This window comes from Paranoxybacillus vitaminiphilus (assembly GCF_003259935.1).
GTDB lineage: Bacteria > Bacillota > Bacilli > Bacillales > Anoxybacillaceae > Paranoxybacillus > Paranoxybacillus vitaminiphilus.
The window spans coordinates 1-20269 of record NZ_QLMH01000016.1 but is presented as its reverse complement, the minus strand read 5'-3'; the positions used below and the strand labels follow the sequence as shown (position 1 = coordinate 20269).

23 protein-coding genes, 2 rRNA genes and 2 other annotated features are annotated in these 20269 nt (G+C 38.9%); all 25 genes read right to left on the bottom strand.

Features of this window, described 5'->3' with window-relative positions; genetic code table 11:
- Nucleotides 1–82: 82 nt before the first annotated feature.
- On the bottom strand, nucleotides 83–685 hold the full coding sequence (locus B0I26_RS14340) for a class I SAM-dependent methyltransferase (protein WP_111646111.1): 603 nt from the start codon (nucleotides 683–685) through the stop codon (nucleotides 83–85).
- 171 nt (nucleotides 686–856) lie between these two features.
- Nucleotides 857–1225 (bottom strand): 50S ribosomal protein L7/L12, encoded by a 369-nt coding sequence (rplL, locus tag B0I26_RS14335; protein WP_111646110.1) that lies wholly within the window; start codon nucleotides 1223–1225, stop codon nucleotides 857–859.
- Between the two features lie 64 nt (nucleotides 1226–1289).
- A complete protein-coding gene (gene rplJ / locus B0I26_RS14330; protein WP_111646109.1) occupies nucleotides 1290–1790 on the bottom strand; it encodes a 50S ribosomal protein L10 in 501 nt (166 codons plus the stop codon).
- Nucleotides 1791–1836: 46 nt separating this feature from the next.
- Nucleotides 1837–1983 (bottom strand) — a sequence feature (ribosomal protein L10 leader region).
- A 51-nt stretch (nucleotides 1984–2034) separates the two neighbouring features.
- Nucleotides 2035–2736 carry a 50S ribosomal protein L1 gene (gene rplA, locus B0I26_RS14325; RefSeq protein WP_111646108.1) on the bottom strand — a complete coding sequence of 234 codons (702 nt, stop codon included), beginning with the start codon at nucleotides 2734–2736 and terminating at the stop codon, nucleotides 2035–2037.
- Between the two features lie 111 nt (nucleotides 2737–2847).
- Nucleotides 2848–3273 (bottom strand): 50S ribosomal protein L11, encoded by a 426-nt coding sequence (gene rplK, locus B0I26_RS14320; RefSeq protein WP_146612817.1) that lies wholly within the window; start codon nucleotides 3271–3273, stop codon nucleotides 2848–2850.
- 160 nt (nucleotides 3274–3433) lie between these two features.
- A complete protein-coding gene (gene nusG, locus B0I26_RS14315) occupies nucleotides 3434–3967 on the bottom strand; it encodes a transcription termination/antitermination protein NusG (RefSeq protein WP_111646107.1) in 534 nt (177 codons plus the stop codon).
- Nucleotides 3968–4111: 144 nt separating this feature from the next.
- Entirely contained in the window at nucleotides 4112–4294 is a 183-nt protein-coding gene (secE, locus tag B0I26_RS14310) for a preprotein translocase subunit SecE (protein WP_111646106.1), read from the bottom strand.
- 64 nt (nucleotides 4295–4358) lie between these two features.
- Entirely contained in the window at nucleotides 4359–4508 is a 150-nt protein-coding gene (gene rpmG / locus B0I26_RS14305; protein ID WP_111646105.1) for a 50S ribosomal protein L33, read from the bottom strand.
- Between the two features lie 70 nt (nucleotides 4509–4578).
- Nucleotides 4579–5229: an RNA polymerase sporulation sigma factor SigH gene (gene sigH / locus B0I26_RS14300; RefSeq protein WP_111646104.1), complete on the bottom strand. Its 651-nt coding sequence runs from the start codon at nucleotides 5227–5229 to the stop codon at nucleotides 4579–4581.
- 68 nt (nucleotides 5230–5297) lie between these two features.
- On the bottom strand, nucleotides 5298–5807 hold the full coding sequence (locus B0I26_RS14295) for an NYN domain-containing protein (RefSeq protein ID WP_111646103.1): 510 nt from the start codon (nucleotides 5805–5807) through the stop codon (nucleotides 5298–5300).
- Between the two features lie 5 nt (nucleotides 5808–5812).
- A complete protein-coding gene (gene rlmB, locus B0I26_RS14290; RefSeq protein WP_111646102.1) occupies nucleotides 5813–6550 on the bottom strand; it encodes a 23S rRNA (guanosine(2251)-2'-O)-methyltransferase RlmB in 738 nt (245 codons plus the stop codon).
- A 2-nt stretch (nucleotides 6551–6552) separates the two neighbouring features.
- The gene (locus tag B0I26_RS14285) at nucleotides 6553–6972 is read right to left on the bottom strand and encodes a Mini-ribonuclease 3 (RefSeq protein WP_111646101.1); all 420 of its coding nucleotides are present in this window, start codon (nucleotides 6970–6972) and stop codon (nucleotides 6553–6555) included.
- 7 nt (nucleotides 6973–6979) lie between these two features.
- Complete coding sequence (gene cysS / locus B0I26_RS14280; protein ID WP_111646100.1) at nucleotides 6980–8377, bottom strand: cysteine--tRNA ligase; 1398 nt, start codon at nucleotides 8375–8377, stop codon at nucleotides 6980–6982.
- Nucleotides 8358–9029 (bottom strand): serine O-acetyltransferase, encoded by a 672-nt coding sequence (gene cysE / locus B0I26_RS14275; protein ID WP_111646099.1) that lies wholly within the window; start codon nucleotides 9027–9029, stop codon nucleotides 8358–8360. The genes cysS and cysE overlap by 20 nt, the downstream gene beginning before the upstream one ends.
- 66 nt (nucleotides 9030–9095) lie before the next feature.
- Nucleotides 9096–9328, bottom strand: a binding site (T-box leader).
- Between the two features lie 49 nt (nucleotides 9329–9377).
- Nucleotides 9378–10838: a glutamate--tRNA ligase gene (gene gltX / locus B0I26_RS14270; protein WP_111646098.1), complete on the bottom strand. Its 1461-nt coding sequence runs from the start codon at nucleotides 10836–10838 to the stop codon at nucleotides 9378–9380.
- An 84-nt stretch (nucleotides 10839–10922) separates the two neighbouring features.
- On the bottom strand, nucleotides 10923–11399 hold the full coding sequence (gene ispF / locus B0I26_RS14265) for a 2-C-methyl-D-erythritol 2,4-cyclodiphosphate synthase (RefSeq protein ID WP_111646097.1): 477 nt from the start codon (nucleotides 11397–11399) through the stop codon (nucleotides 10923–10925).
- 24 nt (nucleotides 11400–11423) lie between these two features.
- A complete protein-coding gene (ispD, locus tag B0I26_RS14260) occupies nucleotides 11424–12110 on the bottom strand; it encodes a 2-C-methyl-D-erythritol 4-phosphate cytidylyltransferase (RefSeq protein ID WP_111646096.1) in 687 nt (228 codons plus the stop codon).
- A 22-nt stretch (nucleotides 12111–12132) separates the two neighbouring features.
- Complete coding sequence (locus B0I26_RS14255) at nucleotides 12133–13227, bottom strand: PIN/TRAM domain-containing protein (protein WP_111646095.1); 1095 nt, start codon at nucleotides 13225–13227, stop codon at nucleotides 12133–12135.
- Between the two features lie 98 nt (nucleotides 13228–13325).
- On the bottom strand, nucleotides 13326–14720 hold the full coding sequence (gene radA / locus B0I26_RS14250; protein ID WP_111646094.1) for a DNA repair protein RadA: 1395 nt from the start codon (nucleotides 14718–14720) through the stop codon (nucleotides 13326–13328).
- A 176-nt stretch (nucleotides 14721–14896) separates the two neighbouring features.
- Nucleotides 14897–17332 (bottom strand): ATP-dependent protease ATP-binding subunit ClpC, encoded by a 2436-nt coding sequence (gene clpC, locus B0I26_RS14245; RefSeq protein WP_111646093.1) that lies wholly within the window; start codon nucleotides 17330–17332, stop codon nucleotides 14897–14899.
- Nucleotides 17329–18426 carry a protein arginine kinase gene (locus tag B0I26_RS14240; RefSeq protein WP_111646092.1) on the bottom strand — a complete coding sequence of 366 codons (1098 nt, stop codon included), beginning with the start codon at nucleotides 18424–18426 and terminating at the stop codon, nucleotides 17329–17331. The genes clpC and B0I26_RS14240 overlap by 4 nt, the downstream gene beginning before the upstream one ends.
- Nucleotides 18427–18430: 4 nt before the next feature.
- Nucleotides 18431–18979 (bottom strand): UvrB/UvrC motif-containing protein, encoded by a 549-nt coding sequence (locus B0I26_RS14235; RefSeq protein WP_111646091.1) that lies wholly within the window; start codon nucleotides 18977–18979, stop codon nucleotides 18431–18433.
- A gap of 21 nt (nucleotides 18980–19000) precedes the next feature.
- On the bottom strand, nucleotides 19001–19462 hold the full coding sequence (locus B0I26_RS14230) for a CtsR family transcriptional regulator (RefSeq protein ID WP_111646090.1): 462 nt from the start codon (nucleotides 19460–19462) through the stop codon (nucleotides 19001–19003).
- Between the two features lie 261 nt (nucleotides 19463–19723).
- Nucleotides 19724–19840, bottom strand: a 5S ribosomal RNA gene (gene rrf, locus B0I26_RS14225).
- A gap of 334 nt (nucleotides 19841–20174) precedes the next feature.
- Nucleotides 20175–20269: ribosomal RNA gene (locus tag B0I26_RS14220) — 23S ribosomal RNA — on the bottom strand; the annotation flags it as partial.

Sequence of the window (20269 nt, the reverse complement as noted above, 5' to 3'; positions counted from 1 at the left end):
TATACAATTTATTATTTGAACAGAACCTTAATAAAATTACATATTTGGCATTTTATAATGATATCACAGGCAAAAAAAGCCGTCAATATTTTTTCGCCTTTATGATATAATATCCTTTTTTCTTTTCTACAACTTCTACCTCAGAAAATAAAGATTGTAATTTTTCCAACGCTGAAGGAGCACCTTGCTTCTTTTGAATGACGATCCATAATTCTCCATCAGGAAGCAAATGAGCAAAACTTTGCTCAAAAATCGCATAAACAACGCTTTTTCCTGCACGAATTGGTGGATTTGTTAAAATGGCGGCAAACATCTTATTACCGACATGTTCAAATAAATCACTTTGATAAATAACTACATTATCCACTTGATTGATTGCTTTATTTTTGTTGGCTAACTCAATGGCACGTTCGTTAATATCAATCATTTCTACTTTACGCTCAGGAAAATCTTTTGCTATGGACAGTCCAATCGGTCCATATCCACAGCCTACATCCAAAAAATCCCCCTCAATTTCCGGTTGCTTAAACGATTCAATTAGTAATCGCGAACCAAAATCCACTTCCTTTTTCGAAAAAACACCGCTGTCAGTTGTAAAAGTAAAGAGGCGGCCTCTTAATTGAAACGTCCAAGTTTGCGGATTGCTCGATGAAGAAGGTTTTTTCGAATAATAATGCTCACTCAATGACATCACCTTTTCATTACTTTTTCTCTATCATCATAACCGTTTCTTCACAATAATGAACCTCTCCCACCTTCACTTCACTTTAGAGGTGGGAGACTTCTCGATAAACATGTTAAAAAATATTAAAAAAAGCCCGCTATCATTAGCGAGCTTTTTATCGCATAGCCGAAATTACTTAATTTCTACGCTAGCGCCAGCTTCTTCAAGTTTCGCTTTAATTTCTTCAGCTTCTTCTTTAGAAACGCCTTCTTTAACTGGCTTTGGAGTGTTGTCAACTAACTCTTTAGCTTCTTTTAAGCCAAGGCCAGTAAGTTCACGAACAACTTTGATAACTTTGATTTTTTGAGCGCCGCCATCAGCAAGGATAACGTCGAATTCTGTTTTCTCAGCAGCCGCTTCACCACCAGCAGCAGCACCGCCAGCAACTACTACAGGAGCAGCAGCAGTTACACCGAACTCTTCTTCAATTGCTTTTACTAATTCATTTAATTCTAAAACAGTCATATTCTTAACCGCTTCAATGATTTGTTCTTTAGTCATTGTAAATATTCCTCCCTTAATATCATTTTTTCAATGTAATCAAATTGAAGATGCAAACGCTAAATTATGCGCCTTGTTCTTCTTTCTTCTCTGCAACTGCTTTTGTAACAAGAGCGAAGTTGCGGATTGGTGCCTGAAGAACGCTAAGCAACATAGAAAGCAAGCCTTCGCGTGAAGGAAGATTTGCAAGTGCCTTAACTTCTTCAACAGTAGCAACGTTACCTTCGATGACACCTGCTTTAATCTTTAACGCTTCGTGAGTTTTCGCGAATTCATTTAAGAGTTTGGCAGGCGCTACTACATCATCATTACTAAACGCGATCGCATTTGGTCCAGTAAAAACTTCGTCTAATCCCTCTAAACCAACTTCTGCAAGAGCGCGACGAGTTAATGTGTTTTTATACACTTTAAACTCGATGCCAGCTTCGCGAAGCTGTTTGCGAAGTTCTGTAACTTCTGCTACGTTAAGACCGCGATAGTCTACGATGATTGTTGATTTGCTTGCGCGGAACTTATCAGCAATTTCCGCTACAACTTGCTTTTTGAGTTCAATTGCGCTGCTCATCTTTACACCTCCTGTAGAAGATAAAATAAATAAAACACCACTTATACCGTTCATTAAAAAACCTCCATGTCTACATAGACATGGAGGTACCCTGAAGTGCTTATACGACGCACTTTTTTCTATACTAAACACCTCGGTAGGAAATTAAGCCTTTCTAGGCACCTACTGTCTACGGTACAAATGATATTCTTTTTTCAGACAAGATATATATTACTAAATGACTTTAAAAAAGTCAACAATTAGCTTATCTTGAAACAGCAAATGTTGAAGGGTCTACTTTAATACCAGGTCCCATTGTTGAAGTAACTGTTACGTTTTTCACGTAAGTACCTTTCGCAGCCGCTGGTTTTACTTTTAGAATTGTTTCATAAATAGTTGTGAAGTTATCAACAAGTTTTTCATTATCGAAAGAAATTTTTCCGATTGGTACATGAATGTTACCTGCTTTATCTACACGGTATTCAACTTTACCCGCTTTAATTTCTTTCACTGCTTTCGCAACATCAAATGTAACTGTACCTGTTTTAGGGTTTGGCATTAAACCTTTAGGACCTAAAATACGACCTAATTTACCTACCTCACCCATCATATCAGGAGTTGCTACAATTACATCAAATTCGAACCATCCTTGTTGGATTTTGTTGATGTAATCTGTATCACCAACGTAGTCTGCACCTGCAACTTCCGCTTCTTTTGCTTTTTCGCCTTTTGCGAATACTAGCACGCGTTGCACTTTACCAGTACCATGTGGTAATACAACCGCGCCGCGGATTTGTTGGTCAGCTTTTTTAGGATCAACTCCTAAACGGAAAGCAACTTCTACTGTCGCATCAAATTTTGCAATGTTTGTTTTTTTCACTAATTCAATTGCTTCTGTTACAGAGTAAGCTTTAGAACGGTCAACAAGCTTTACAGCTTCTAAATATTTTTTACCTCTTTTAGCCATTTTCGTTTCCTCCTTAATTGTGGTTTTAGCGGAATAACCTCCCACGAATAAAGGTTGCGAAACAGAACGCTACTGTATTCGCAACCTTCAACAGCCAGCTAAATGACAACATTAGTCTTCGATGACGATACCCATGCTGCGCGCTGTACCTTCAATCATGCGCATTGCAGCTTCGACGCTAGCCGCATTTAGATCTGGCATTTTTGTTTCAGCAATCTCGCGTACTTTATCACGCTTGATTGTTGCTACTTTATTACGGTTTGGCTCACCAGAACCTGACTCGATACCAGCTGCTTTCTTAAGCAATACTGCAGCAGGTGGAGTTTTCGTAATAAATGTAAATGAACGGTCTTCGTATACCGTAATTTCAACAGGAATGATTAAACCTGCTTGGTCAGCTGTACGAGCATTGAATTCTTTACAGAATCCCATGATATTTACACCAGCTTGACCTAACGCAGGACCAACTGGTGGTGCTGGATTCGCTTTACCTGCAGGAATTTGCAATTTCACAACTTTAATTACTTTTTTAGCCACGAGACACACCTCCTTAAGTCCGTGATGTGGTATTAGGGGTTTACCCTCCCACTCGTTATAACCTATATAAAGAACTAGCAATAATAGCCTCAATGTATTTGAGACATACTGACCTTAAAATATTATCACTTTTCTCAACTGATTTCAAGTTATTTCATAATTATATTTTTTCAATCTGAGTGAAATCAAGTTCGACCGGTGTTTCACGACCAAACATATTAACAAGAACTTTCACCTTGCGTTTATCTTTATCAATTTCTTCTATCGTACCGGTAAAGTTTGCAAACGGCCCTTCTTTTACTTGAACAGTTTCATTTAATTCAAAGTCAAAATCAAACTCCATTAATTCTACTCCTGCACGCTTCAAGATGATGTTTACTTCCTCTTCAAGCAATGGAGTCGGCTTAGAACCTGCCCCAGAAGAACCTACAAATCCAGTTACACCAGGCGTATTGCGCACAACATACCAAGAGTCATCTGTCATAACCATTTCGACTAAAACATATCCAGGGAATACTTTCCGTTTTGTTACTTTTTTCTTTCCATTTTTCATATCTGTTTCTTCTTCTTCAGGAACGACAACACGGAAAATTTTATCTTGCATTCCCATAGATTCTACTCTTTTCTCAAGGTTCGCTTTTACTTTATTTTCATATCCAGAATAAGTATGAATCACATACCAATTTTTTTCCATTTATTGGGGCCTTAAATGCCCTTCCCTCCCTAAAGAAAATTGAGAAAATATGGATTTATATTCGTTAAAAAACCAAAATAAAAACCCGTTTCCGGGCTTTACATTTCCTGTATTATTTTTCATTATACCATACAAACACGAGCGTTATTCAAGTACTAAACGAATTAAAGAAGAAATCCCTAAATCAACAATAGCAAAAAAGATTGCCATAAACGCAACCGTAGTCAATACCGTAATCGTGTAACGCACGAGCTCTTTCCGCTTCGGCCAACTTACCTTCTTCATTTCTCGTGCGACATCGCTGAAAAATTTCATCATTCGTTGCATAATAAGTAACCTCCAACAGCTAGGAACTAGCTCAAACAAACATTAAACTTATGTCAAAACAAAATTACTTCGTTTCACGGTGAACAGTATGAGTGTTGCATACTTTGCAAAACTTTTTCACTTCAAGCCGCTCTTGCAAATTTGCAACATTTTTCATTGTTGAATAATTCCTGCTATTACAATTGCTGCATGCCAATACTACTTTTTTACGCATATTAACTCACCAATATACAAGATGTCTTTAAAACTGTAACATACGGCTATTTTTCATGTCAACATAAAAACTATAAGCTCATTTCTTTCCATTCTAAATATCTTTCTAATTTACGCTTCACGCGTTGCAAAGCATTATCAATCGATTTGACATGCCGGTTTAACTCCTCCGAAATTTCCTGATAAGATCGACCATCTAAATACAAAACAAGCACTTTTCTTTCTAAATCACTTAACAGTTCCGCCATTTTTACTTCGATATCGTCTACTTCTTCCTGATTAATGATTAATTCCTCAGGATCCATCACTTTTGCTCCTGAGATCACATCCATTAAAGTTCGATCTGATTCATCGTCATAAATTGGCTTATCAAGTGAGACATATGAGTTGAGAGGAATATGTTTTTGCCGTGTTGCAGTCTTAATCGCTGTAATCATCTGCCTTGTAATACACAGCTCGGCAAACGCTTTAAAAGAGGTCAGCTTGTCCTCTTTAAAGTCACGAATCGCTTTATATAAACCAATCATTCCTTCTTGAATAATATCTTCTCGATCTGCGCCAACTAAAAAATATGAACGTGCTTTGGCACGAACAAAATTTTGGTATTTATGAATCAAATAATCTAGTGCATCACTGTCCCCTTGGTGAACTAATTCTACTACCTCTTCGTCCTCAAGATGGTCATAATTCTTGATCGTTCTGCCTTTGAAGCCTGCGCCCACGCCGATCCCCCCGACCGCACAACTCGATAAAATTATTATACCGTACAAATTTTTACAGCGTCAACCGTTCATTTTTCGCCCCTTCTCCATTTTTCGAAAATTCTAGCAACTTCGTCGTTTAACGGAATTTTCGATATTGGTTTTTTCTCTTGGATTTTCTTTACTTTTCGCTCGATGCTTTTTTCAACCGATTCCATCTCAATGAGTAACTCCCGCGCTGATTTTCTTAATGCTCCTTGACCAAAAATCGCCCATTGTTCTGTATAATCAGATGTGGCTACATAAATTTGCGTGCGGATATTATTTAAGCTTTTCGCAAGTTTTTCAATACGTTCATCTGCCGTCTCATTTTCTCTCGTGAAAATGACTTCCACTTTATGGTCTTGATATTTTTTCTCAATTCCTTGTACGAGGTGCGCATCGAAAACAATAATCACTTTGCAACCTGTAAAAGCTTGGTACTCGGCCATTTTTGCAATTAACAAGTCTCTTGCTGAGGCAAGATCATGTTCTTTTAATTGTCTAAGTTCCGGCCAAGCACCAATGATGTTATAACCATCTACAATAAGAATATCCATATGAATTATTCTCCTAAAGGATAACGTTTGCGATACACCTCATACATTAGTAAACCAGCAGCTACAGATGCATTTAAAGATGTGACTTTTCCTTTCATTGGCAAACGGATTAAAAAGTCACATTTTTCTAAAATGAGTCTGCCAATTCCTTTGCCTTCGCTGCCAATAACAAGAGCTAACGGCAGCGTTCCATCAAGTGAACGATAATCATCGCTTCCTTGAGCATCTGTTCCGACAATCCAAATTCCTCGTTCTTTTAACTCATCAATTGTTCTTGCTAAATTCGTCACCCGGGCTACTGGAATATATTCAATTGCTCCTGTTGATGCTTTTGCTACTGTAGCCGTCAATCCAACAGACCGGCGCTTTGGAATAATAATTCCGTGTGCTCCTGCGGCATCGGCTGTTCTTATAATGGATCCCAAATTATGAGGATCCTCAAGTTCGTCCAATATTAAAAAGAATGGTTGTTCATTTTTCTCATTAGCACGTCGAAATAGCTCATCAATATCATAATATTTATAGGAAGCTACTTGAGCGATCACCCCTTGATGATTTCCTTCCACTATTTGATCCATTTTCTTTTTCGGTACGTACTGTACAACAACACCTTTTTGCTTCGCTAATTGAATAATTTGCTGCATCGTACCGCGCTGCGAGGTTTCTGAAATCCAAATTTTGTTAATATCACGTTCTGACTTCAACGCCTCAACTACTGGATTTTTTCCAATAATAAAATCCATTCTTATTTCTCCCTTTCTTGATTCTCGATAATATCAAAAGAGTAGGCGATAATCTCTTCCATTCGCTCGTGATTATTTCCTAAGAAATGATATCCTATTAGAGTTTCAAAAGCTGTGCTATATCTATATGTTTGTACGTCTGTGTTCTTTGGAGTGGTAGCTGATTTAGCGTTTCTTCCTCTTCGAACAACAGATTGTTCTTCTTCGGTTAACATTGACTGCTCTAATAATTGTAAAATAACATTTGCTTGAGCCTTTGCCGAAACATACCTTGTGGCTTGTTTATGCAATTGATTCGGCTTAACATTTCCTTGAGAAAGTAGGCGATGCCGCACATAAAGGTCGTAAACGGCATCACCAATATAAGCAAGAGCTAAGCTGTTTAACTGTTTAAAATCTTTTACTTCCTTTAATAAATTCATACAAATCTTATCCTCTTTTCCATCTTGTTCCTTGCGGTGTATCTTCTAAAATAACATTTCTCGCTTTTAACTGTTCACGAATTTGATCGGCTAAGGCAAAGTCACGGTTTTTCCGCGCTTCGTTTCTTTTTTGAATCAACGCTTCGATTTCTTCATCTAACAATTGCTCCGCTTGCAAAGTAAGACCTAATACATCAAATAACTGTTCAAATTCTGTTAAAAATGCCCGAATCACTGTTTCTGACGTGTTTTTTTCAAGCAAATATAAATTGGCCTGCTTTGACAATTCAAATAAAACAGCAATCGCATTCGCTGTATTAAAATCATCGTCCATTTCTTTAATAAATGCTTCGCGATAACTGTTAATTTTATTTAACCATTGCTCATCATTATGTGTTAAATTTGTACTGCTTTCTAGACGATGCTTAAGGTTAAAATACGAAGTTTTTAAACGCTCTAATCCATTTTTTGTACTCTCTAACAGTTCTTCACTATAGTTAATTGGATGACGGTAATGTACAGAAAGCATAAAGAATCGCAATACTTGCGGATCAATTTGTTTAATGATGTCATGAACAAGAACAAAGTTTCCAAGCGATTTAGACATTTTTTCATTGTTAATATTAATATAACCGTTATGCAACCAATATTTTGCAAACGTTTTTCCTGTTAACGCTTCGGACTGGGCAATTTCGTTTTCATGATGCGGGAATGTTAAATCTTGTCCTCCTGCATGAATATCAATCGTATCACCTAAATATTTACGCGCCATTGCCGAGCACTCAATATGCCATCCCGGTCTTCCTTTCCCCCATGGGCTATCCCAGGCAATTTCTCCTTCTTTTGCCGCTTTCCATAAAGCAAAATCCAGCGGATCTTTTTTCTTCTCGCCTACTTCAATGCGTGCTCCTGCGCGAAGTTCGTCAATCGATTGATGTGAAAGCTTTCCGTATTCGGCAAATTCTCTTGTTTTATAATACACATCTCCATCTGCTTCATACGCATATCCTTTTTCGATAAGCTGTTGAATAAATTCAATAATAATGTCAATGTTCTCCGTTACGCGGGGATGGACATCCGCTTTTTTGCATCCTAATGCCGATATATCTTCAAAATATGCTTGAATAAAACGTTCTGCAATGGTTGGAACATCTTCCCCCAACTCTTTTGCTGCTTTAATTAATTTATCATCTACATCAGTAAAATTGGAAACATATTGAACATCATAACCGCGAAACTCTAGATAGCGGCGAATTGTATCAAAAACGATCGCCGGCCGAGCATTGCCGATATGAATATAGTTATAAACGGTTGGGCCACATACATACATTTTTACCTTATTTGGTTCTATTGGCTCGAACATTTCTTTTTTGCGGGTCATCGTATTATAAAGCTGAATGGCCATTTTCGCTCTTCCTTTCCTTTAACTTTAATTCGTTAAGTTCTTTTCTTAATTTCTCAATTTCCATTTCCAGCTCTTTGAATCTGTCAGAAATTGGATCCGGCAAATCTGTATGATTTAAATCTTTTTTAATTCTAACACCATTTTGAACAACAACGCGCCCAGGTATGCCGACAACCGTAGAGTTAGGGGGTACATCCTTTAGAACAACGGAACCAGCACCGATTTTTGAGTTCTCTCCAATGGTAATCGAACCGAGTACTTTTGCCCCCGCGGCAATGAGACAATTGTCCTTAATGGTTGGATGACGTTTTCCTTTCTCTTTTCCCGTTCCGCCTAACGTCACCCCTTGATAAACTGTCACATTATCGCCAATTTCACACGTTTCTCCAATGACAACACCCATGCCATGGTCAATGAAAAAGCGACGGCCGATTTTCGCCCCAGGGTGAATCTCTATTCCCGTAAAAAAGCGGCTAATCTGTGAAATAACTCTTGCGATAAAGAAAAATTTACGTTTGTAAAAAGCATGGGCAATGCGATGAGCCCAAATCGCATGCAGCCCTGAATAAGTAAGAATGACTTCCAAATAACTTCTTGCTGCTGGATCTTGCTCAAAAATGACCTCAATGTCCTCTTTTAATGTTTTAAACATAAATAATTTCCCTCCTATCTTACTTCCAATAATCATAATAATAAAAAGCGTCTCTGTGTTTATAAACACAGAGACGCTCAATGCGCGGTTCCACTCTGTTTAGCTAAACAAATTGAAGTGTTTAGCTCCCTCAACTCTTATAACGGAAGAGAATCCGCCCCATTCTACTACAGAGCATCTCTGATTCGAAAGGAGACTCAGAGGCGCATTTCAAAAACATTGAGCATGAATCACTTCCAGCCAAGGTGATTCTCTCTGTAATGTCAATGTTTTTTACTTCTCCTCATCAACGTTTTAGCTATATATTTGACTTGTTAATCCTTACTATATTACAACAGGGCAAAAATGTTAACTGATTAGTTTCTCTAAACGGCTGACTACTTTTTCTTTACCTAGTAACTGAAGAGCAAGCGGCAGCTCCGGGCCATGAGTTTGACCAGTCGTCGCTACACGAATCGGCATGAATAATTTCTTTCCTTTTTGTCCCGTTGCTTTTTGCACCGCTTTAATCGCTGTTTTGATGGCTTCAGCATCAAACGTTTCTAGATTTTTCACTTCCTCTAAGAACGCCTTTAATACCTCTGGTACTTGTTCTTCTGCCAATACGGCTTTTGCTTCATCATTATACTCAATATCTTCTTTAAAGAACAGCTCGGATAATTCTACAATCTCCGCACCATAGCTCATTTGTTCTTGATAAAGCGCAATAAGGCTGCGCGCCCATTGTTTTTGCTCATCGCTCATATTTTCAGGCAGGCGTCCTGCTTTCACTAAATGCGGAAGTGCCAGATCAACTAATCGGTCTAAATCTAATTTTTTAATATATTGGTTGTTCATCCATGTTAACTTCTGTTTATCAAACATCGAAGGAGATTTTGATAAACGAGAAACATCAAAGATTTTAATTAATTCTTCTTTTGTAAAAATCTCTTCTTCTCCTTCTGGCGACCATCCTAGTAAAGCAAAGAAGTTAAACATCGCTTCCGGCAAATAGCCAAGTTCTTTATATTGGGATACGAATTGAATAATAGACTCATCGCGCTTAGACAGCTTTTTACGATTTTCGTTAACAATTAATGTCATATGACCATATTTCGGCGGTGCCCATCCTAAATATTCGTAAATCATGAGCTGCTTTGGCGTGTTGGATAAATGCTCTTCACCGCGGAATACGTGCGTAATCTTCATTAAATGGTCATCGATGACAACAGCAAAGTTATAGGTTGGAATGCCGTTTGCCTTTACGATTACCCAGTCGCCAATATCTTTTGACTCAAATACAACTTTGCCGCGAACCATATCTTCGAATTCATATACTTTTCCTTCTGGAACTTTAATACGAATCGTATATGGCTTTCCTTCTGCTTCCAATTGCGCTGCTTGATCTGGAGTTAAATGACGGCATTTTCCGCTGTATTGCGGTGCCGCTATGCCGGCAGCTTTTTGCGCTTCACGTTCCTGTTCCAATTCTTCCGGCGTACAGAAGCATTTGTAGGCATATCCTTTTTCCAATAATTCATTGGCATATTTACGATATATATCAAGGCGTTCCGTTTGGCGATAAGGACCGTATCCGCCATCCTTATCGATGGATTCATCATACTCAATACCAAGCCACTTTAAGTTTTCTAATTGTGATTGTTCTCCGCCTTCGACATTACGTTCAATATCGGTATCCTCTATACGCACAATAAACTTACCGTTGTGATGACGTGCAAATAAATAATTGAATAGCGCTGTTCGCGCTCCGCCAATATGTAAATGTCCTGTTGGACTTGGCGCATAACGCACTCTTACTTCTTGTGACATCGTCGATAACCCTCCATAAAATTTTCGATAATCCGATTATGCAACGTTATTTTAACATTATACAACAGAAAAGTTCAAAAACCGTTATTTCTTTTGCAATAGAACAACAGCTTGAGCAGCGATACCTTCTTCACGCCCCGTAAATCCGAGTTTTTCAGTCGTAGTCGCCTTCACGTTAACTTGAGACATTTCTCCTTCTAGCAATTCAGCAATCCGTGCTCTCATTTGCTCAATATACGGCGCCATTTTCGGTTTTTGCGCAACAATGGTACAATCAAGGTTCACTAGTTGATAGCCTTCTTTTTTTACAAGGTTCCAAACATGTTGTAAAAGAACAGCAGAATCCGCATCTTTATACTTTTGATCGTGATCCGGAAAATGCTTGCCGATATCTCCGGCAGCAATCGCACCTAAACATGCATCGGCAACAGCATGAAGTAAAACATCAGCATCTGAATGCCCAAGCAGTCCTTTTTCATATGGAATTTCAACTCCTCCAATCATAAGAGGACGTCCTTCGGCAAACTGATGAACATCAAAACCTTGACCAATTCGAAACATAATGGTCCCCCTTTTCTCTCTATTTTAACAGCTTGACCAACTCGACAAAATAGCTTGTGCAAATAATAAATCATCAGGAGTCGTTAACTTTATATTCCGGTAGTCTCCTTCAACGATCTTTACCTGCTTTCCCATTCGCTCAACAAGGCTGGCATCATCTGTTCCAATATATCCTTCCAAAAAAGCGCGTTCATGAGCTTCTAATACAAGTGAAACATGAAAAGCTTGTGGAGTTTGTACAGCCCACAAGCTAGAGCGTTCCATCGTTTCATGGACATAGCCATCAAATCCCCGTTTAATCGTGTCCTTTACTGGCACAGCTACAACCGCCGCTCCATGTTCTTTCGCTGCTTGAACAAGCTCATGAATTTTCTCTACTGTAATAAAAGGACGTGCTCCGTCATGAATAAGAACGATATCGCTGTTTTTAACCTTTTTCAAGCCGTTGTAGACACTATGCTGGCGCTCGGCACCGCCGCTTACCATGGAAATGACTTTTTTAATCGAGAAACGTTTCAATATTTCGTTAAATCGCTCTCGTTCCGCTTCATTAATAACAAGAATGATTCCTTCACACCATTCATCCCGCTCAAACACTTTTAATGTATGGACAATAACAGGTTGATCATAAAGTTCAATAAATTGTTTATTCTTGCCTGCCTTCATTCGTTTTCCTTGTCCAGCAGCAGGAATTACAACCTGATAGAACATTCTTCATTCCCCTAACTAAAGTCTATAATGCTTTTTCAAGAAGTTTCAGCTTTGCAAAAATCATTCTTCCTGCCGATGTTTGCAACACGCTTGTGACCATTACATCGACTCGCTTGCCAATATAGTCTTTTCCATCTTCAACAACAATCATTGTACCATCATCTAAGTATGCCACACCTTGATTATGTTCTTTCCCGTCTTTAATCACATGAACATTTAATTCTTCCCCAGGAAGCACGACTGGCTTTACGGCATTGGCTAAATCATTAATATTTAGTACCGGTACATTTTGCAATTCACATACTTTATTTAAATTAAAATCGTTCGTAACAACAACCCCGGAAATTAATTTTGCTAACTTGACAAGTTTGCTGTCTACTTCCTGAATATCTTCAAAATCTCCTTCGTAAATTTCGACTTTGATATCTAACTCTTTTTGAATCCGATTCAAAATATCAAGACCGCGTCGTCCGCGGTTTCGCTTCAGCACATCCGATGAGTCGGCAATGTGTTGCAGCTCCTCTAGGACAAAGCGGGGAATCACAATCGTTCCTTCTAAAAATCCAGTTTGACAAATATCGGCGATTCGCCCATCGATAATGACGCTTGTATCCAATATTTTTAATGCCCGGCCTTTACGATTTTCCGCTTCTTCATCATTGCCTTTTTTCTTTGCCATTCGGTTAGAAAGAGAAAATAAGTTCATAAGTTCATGGCGTTTTTTAAACCCGACCTGAAAACCTAAATACCCTAACAAGACAGTTAGAAAAATAGGCAGCACAGTGTTGAGCACTTGAAATTGGAACGCCTGAAGCGGCATAACAACTAAAAAGGCAACAATCAAACCAAAAATTAATCCTAAACTACCAAATAAAATATCAGTAACTGGTGCCTTGACCAGCGACTCCTCAATCCAATGTATGAGACCAACAATATAATCAACCAACCAAAATGTCATGATAAATAAAATAATAGCTCCTAATATCGCTAAAATATAAGGGTTATTCAAAAAAGGAATATTTCCTATATTTAATAAGTCGAATAAATCCGGGAGAAAGATAACCCCTAACATTCCCCCGACAATAAGAAAAAACAATTGAACAATTCTTTTTAACATTATTTTTTCACCTCCTCATACTACCATTATAAACAGTTTCGAATATTTGAAACCAATAATAGCACATTTTTAAAAAGTTTGATAAAAATTTGTAAAAATTATTGGAAAGGATTGTATGAATTTCCTAATACATACTCAAGCGTTTCAGCGACATCAGAAACTCCGATTACTTCCACACCTTTTGGGACGGTCCATCCCCCTAAGTTATTTTTCGGGATAATAATGCGGTTAAATCCTAATTTGACCGCTTCTTGCACGCGCTGTTCGATGCGGGAAACACGGCGAACCTCCCCTGTTAATCCTACTTCACCAATAATGACATCAGCAGGATTGGTCGGCTGGTCACGGAAGCTTGACGCAATGCTAACAGCAATCGCTAAATCGATCGCTGGTTCATCTAATTTAACCCCGCCGGCTACTTTTAAATAAGCATCTTGATTTTGCAATAGCAAACCTACCCGCTTCTCAAGCACGGCCATTAATAAAGAAACACGATTATGATCAATTCCCGTAGCCATTCTTCGCGGGTGACCAAAGCTTGTTGGTGAAATTAACGCTTGAATTTCCACTAAGACTGGTCTTGTTCCTTCCATAGCAGCTACAACAGTTGAACCTGCTGCGCCTTGCGATCTCTCTTCAAGAAAAATTTCTGAGGGATTCTCAACCTCTGATAAACCGGATTCCCTCATTTCAAAAATACCGATTTCATTTGTCGAACCAAAGCGGTTTTTCACGGCCCGCAAAATTCGATACGTATGATGGCGTTCTCCTTCAAAATAAAGAACTGTATCTACCATATGTTCCAAAATTCTCGGTCCGGCAATCGATCCTTCCTTTGTGACGTGACCGACAATAAATATAGCGATTCCTTTTGTCTTCGCTACTCTCATAAGTTCAGCCGTACACTCTCGCACTTGGGATACGCTTCCAGGTGCTGAAGTAATATCCGAGTTGTAGATCGTTTGAATCGAATCAATGATGACAAAAGCTGGATTCATTTCTTCGATCGTCTGAACGATATATTCTAAATCCGTTTCAGCCATTACATATAGTTGGTCAGTATTAACATGGAGACGATCGGCACGTAATTTCGTTTGCTTTACAGATTCCTCTCCGGAAATATATAAAACTTTATGTCCTTTCATAGCCATTTGTGCAGAAACTTGCAAAAGAAGGGTTGATTTTCCAATCCCAGGATCGCCGCCAATTAATACGAGGGAACCTTTTACAATTCCGCCGCCTAAAACACGATTAAACTCTGATAAATCCGTTAACATTCGGGGCTCTTGAGACGTTTCAATGGTGGAAATGGACACAGGCTTTGATATCGTTTGTTGCGAAGAATGAATAAATACTCCCTTCGGTGTTTGCTTTGTCCGCTCAACTTCCTCTACCATCGAATTCCACGTATAACATCCAGGGCACTTCCCCATCCATTTTGGTGATTCATAACCGCATTCTTGACAAATAAACTTTGTCTTTTTCTTTGCCATTCTACTATTTCCTTTCTTCGTTAAAAATACAAAAGAAGGGGCTGCCCCAAAAAGCGTCTGACCTCACTCTCATTCCACAATATATCGTTCATTTACTCAATGTTATGTCTTATATATTGTGTGTTGTGTAGTCTGACACTTTGCTTTAGGGTCAGCCTCTGACTGCTTTATTATTTTTATTGTACCGTTTCCTCCGTTAATACTACAAATTCATTATCTTTTACATCCACGACTACTTTTTGTCCTTTTGTAATTGTGCCTTTAAGCAGTTCTTCCGATAAACGATCTTCAATATGTTTTTGAAGTGCCCGGCGCAGTGGACGTGCACCATATTCTGGGTCATATCCTTCCTGCGCAATTTTTTCAATTGCTGCCTCCGTTAATTCTAAATCAATATCTTGCTCTTTCAAACGTTTTACTAATTGCTCAGCCATTAAGTTAACGATTTGTTTTAAATGTTGCTTCTCTAATGAATGGAAAACAATGATTTCATCAATACGGTTTAAAAATTCTGGACGGAATGCTTTCTTTAATTCATCCATTACTTTTCCTTTCATATCTTTGTATTGCTGATTTTCATCTTGAATATTAAAACCAACGTATTTATTTCGCTTCAATGCATCAGCACCAACATTCGATGTCATAATTAAAATGGTATTGCGGAAATCAACCGTTCTTCCCTTTGAATCTGTCAGACGCCCATCTTCTAATACTTGTAAAAGAATGTTAAATACATCTGGATGAGCTTTCTCCATTTCATCTAACAATACAACTGAATATGGTTTTCTGCGAACTTTTTCCGTTAATTGTCCGCCTTCTTCATATCCTACATATCCAGGAGGAGAACCAACTAAACGGGAAGTTGAATGCTTCTCCATATATTCTGACATATCGATGCGAATTAAAGCATCTTCATCGCCAAACATCGCTTCCGCAAGCGCTCTAGCTAATTCAGTTTTACCTACCCCAGTTGGTCCTAAGAAAATAAATGAACCAATTGGGCGTTTTGGATCTTTTAATCCGGCACGAGCACGACGCACTGCTTTAGCAACTGCTTTAACCGCTTCCTCTTGACCAATTACGCGGGAATGAAGAATCTCTTCCAGTTTTAACAAACGTTCTGTCTCTGTTTGTGCCAGTTTCGCTACTGGAATTCCCGTCCAGCTTGATACGACCATGGCAATATCTTCGACCGTTACTTCCGAATTCTCTTGTCCTTGTTTTTCTTTCCAAGCTCGCTTTGTTTCTTCGAGCTGTTCGCGTAAACGTTGCTCAGCATCTCGCAATGAAGCAGCTTTTTCAAATTCTTGACTTTGAACAGCAGCATCTTTTTCTTTACGTACTTCCTCTAATTTTTGTTCCAATTCTTTTAAGTTTGGAGGAGCGGTAAACGAACGAAGACGTACTTTAGAACACGCTTCATCAATTAAGTCAATTGCTTTATCCGGAAGGAAACGATCGGTAATATAGCGATCTGATAATTTGACAGCTTGAATGATTGCCTCATCGGAAATGGATACACGATGATGCGCCTCGTAACGATCGCGCAATCCTTTTAAAATCTGAATAGACTCTTCAATTGTCGGTTCATCAACATAAATTGGTTGGAAACGACGCTCAAGGGCCGCATCTTTTTCGATATATTTACGATACTCATCTAACGTCGTTGCACCGATACATTGCAATTCTCCGCGGGCAAGAGCTGGTTTTAAAATGTTTGATGCATCAATCGCTCCTTCTGCACCGCCAGCTCCAATCAACGTATGCAATTCATCAATGAATAAAATGATGTTACCGGCTTGGCGGATTTCATCCATTACCTTTTTCAAACGGTCTTCGAATTCACCACGATATTTTGTACCAGCGACTACTGTCCCCATATCTAACGTCATAACACGCTTATCGCGAAGAGTTTCCGGCACTTCATTGTTTACAATTTGTTGTGCTAATCCTTCCGCAATCGCTGTTTTACCTACCCCAGGTTCACCGATAAGAACAGGGTTATTTTTTGTACGACGGCTTAATACTTCAATCACCCGTTGTATTTCTTTGCTTCTTCCAATAACAGGGTCCAAGCTGCCTTCTCGAGCAATGGCAGTCAAATCGCGAGCGAGACTATCTAATGTAGGAGTACTCACATGGGATGCTGTACCACCTTGATGTCCAGCAACGGATTCATTGCTGCCTAACAATTGTAATACTTGTTGTCGGGCTTTATTTAAGCTAACTCCTAGATTATTAAGCACGCGGGCAGCTACACCTTCACCTTCGCGAATAAGACCAAGTAAAATATGTTCCGTGCCAACATAAGAATGACCAAGTTTTCGCGCTTCATCCATAGAAAGTTCAATCACTTTTTTCGCCCGCGGCGTATAGTGAATCGTTTGCGTTGATTGATGACCGCGACCAATGAGCGCTTCCACTTCTTTTTGAATTTTGTCAGGACCTAGTCCCAAGGCAGTTAACGCTTTCGCCGCAATCCCTTCACCTTCACGAATGAGACCAAGCAAAATATGTTCTGTACCAATATTGTTATGTCCTAACCGGACCGCTTCCTCTTGTGCTAGAGCCAATACTTTCTGCGCTCTTTCTGTAAATCGACCAAACATCATTTTTCATCACCCTCCATTTCTTGATACTTTCTTTCTTCCATTTTCAAACGCTCACGAATGAGAGTAGCTCTACGAACATCCCGTTCACTTGGTCTTAAAGCTCCTCCGGCATATTGTTGTAAGAAACCTGGCTGCATTAAAATCATTAACTCATTCAAAATACTTCGAGAAACGTTTTTAATATATCCTAAATCTATTCCCAGCCGTACATCAGATAAACATTGTGCTGCCTCTTTTGATTCAATAATACGGCTGTTTGTCAATATACCGTAAGAGCGAAAGATTCTGTCTTCTAATTGTATGTTAGAAGTTTTGACTAATGCCTCTCTTGCCATTCTTTCTTGAGCAATTAATTGTTGAACAACACTTTTCAAATCCTCAACAATATCTTCCTCAGACTTTCCTAATGTAATTTGATTCGATATTTGAAATATATTTCCTAAAGCTTCACTGCCTTCCCCATATGTTCCCCTTACTACTAGTCCCAGTTGATTAATAGCAGGAATAATTCGATTCATTTGCTGCGTCAAAACAAGAGCCGGCAGATGCATCATGACCGAAGCGCGCATCCCTGTCCCGACATTTGTAGGACAGCTAGTTAAATAACCGCGTTTTTCATCAAATGCATAGTTGACATGGGTCTCAATCCAATCATCCAATTGATTCGCCACATCTAAAGCTTCTGTTAGCTGAAGTCCTGGGAACAAACATTGAATTCGTATATGATCTTCCTCGTTAATCATGATGCTAACCTCTTCGTTTTCCGAAAGCAAACACGCCCCGAATGCACAATCTTCAGCTAAATGCGGGCTTATTAAATGCTTCTCAACTAATACCCGCTTCTCGATCGGCTGCAGTTCATTCATTTTTAACAGCTCAAATTTTCCAAAGGGGACGTATGATTTATGAGCAAATGTTTTTTCAAACAGCTCAACAATTTCTTTTGCTTCTTCATTTGTAAATACAGTAGGAAATTGAAAATCCTCAATATTTCTTGCCAATCTAATCCTGCTACTTAATACAATATCGGAATCGGGGCCTTCTTGATTCATCCAAGAGCTCACTGCTGTATTAAGAAATTTCTCTAGTGACATAAAATTATAATCCCCCCTCTCCATATTTCATTAATTGAGATTCGAGAAAACGGATTTCATCACGGACATTGGCAGCTTTTTCAAATTCTTCTCTAACGATAAGATCTTGTAGTTTTTGTTTTAATTTTTCAATTTGTTTTCGTATATGGATCGCGCCGCCAATACGTTTTGGTATTTTGCCTGCGTGAGTCGTATTTCCGCTATGCAGCCTTCTCAATATTGGCTGCAAATGTCTAGAGAATGTATAATAACAATTTGAACAACCAAACCGGCCTACTTTTGTAAATTGGTGATATGTCATTTTACAGCGTTCGCATTGTAAAATTTCCGGGCCTTGGAAAGCGTTTGTTTTAGCTTCTTTTAAGGGAGATTCAAGATTCAATAAACCTGCTAATAAGTTATTGATGGAGAAACCTGCATTTTCCGAAAACATTAACATCTCCCCACGTTCTTGAGCACAATGCTCACAAAGATGAACTTCCGTTTTTTCTCCGTTAATAATTTTTGTAAAATGCAATGTGGCGGGTCTTTGTTTACACTCCTGACATATCAAGACTTTCACCCCTCTCGAGCTTTATTTATATTTCAACGAAGTTAGCATCGCTTTTAACATTCTCGCTCTTAATTCATCACGATGCGGCAAATCAATATATAAAACAGAGCGATCCATAACACTTAGCATAATATTTGCCTCTCGATTAGAAATTACTTTTTCTTCCACTAAACGATGAACAATATCTTCAGCACTCGATTGGCTAATTCGGCTACCTATAAGCGATAGCAACTGATCAATTAACTGCGAGCAGCTTTGCGTTTTAACTTTCATAATCCGAATATATCCTCCGCCCCCGCGTTTGCTCTCAACAATATAGCCTCTTTCTAATGTAAAACGGGTATTAATCACATAGTTAATTTGCGAAGGAACACATTGGAATTTATCAGCAATTTCACTCCGTTTAATTTCAACAATATCTTTGTCACTTGTATGAAGAACTTGTTTTAAATACTGTTCAATTATGTCAGAAATGTTTCTCACTCTACCTCCTCCTTGTTGCAGCTGACTTTGACTATATTTGACCTTACTTTTACTATATAGCGAATGAATGAAAAATGCAAGAAAGCAAATTCAAAAGAAACTCAGTTATATAATTATATAATGACCTTTTTTAAATAAAATGAAACAAAGAAAGAAGATTAATTAATTGTATCCGAGGTAGAATTGAGAAAGGAGATTATACTTAAATAATAAAAAATAAAAGAGGCTGAATTATATTCAGCCTCTTTTCTGCTAAATGCTGCCTGGCAACGTCCTACTCTCGCAGGGGCGTTAGCCCCAACTACCATCGGCGCTGGAGAGCTTAACTTCCGTGTTCGGGATGGGAACGGGTGTGACCTCTCCGCCATCGTCACCAAGCGAACTACCTTGCTTTTGCTTCTCTGCTAGCTTGCACCGAGGAATCCTTCATCCTCGAATAAACTAGTAGACGCAGGTGCAGACCTGTTTAAACACAAGCCACACAGGTACAGACCAACAAGAACTATTATAATCAATCTTTTTATCATGTCAAGGAATTTTTTATTCCCTCAAAACTAGATAACCGGTATTCATGGAGAGGTTCCAGTTTTCGCTCTGTCTAGCTCCAGCGCCTAGCCCCTCACGACGCTCCGGTCTCGCTGTGGCGGCAACAGCCTCCTCGCGAGCCCTCTAGCGCGTTTCGTGGCTAATCGCGGCGCCTCCGCTTTTCTTCTTGGTTAAGTCCTCGATCGATTAGTATCCGTCAGCTCCACGTGTCGCCACGCTTCCACCTCGGACCTATCTACCTCGTCATCTTCGAGGGATCTT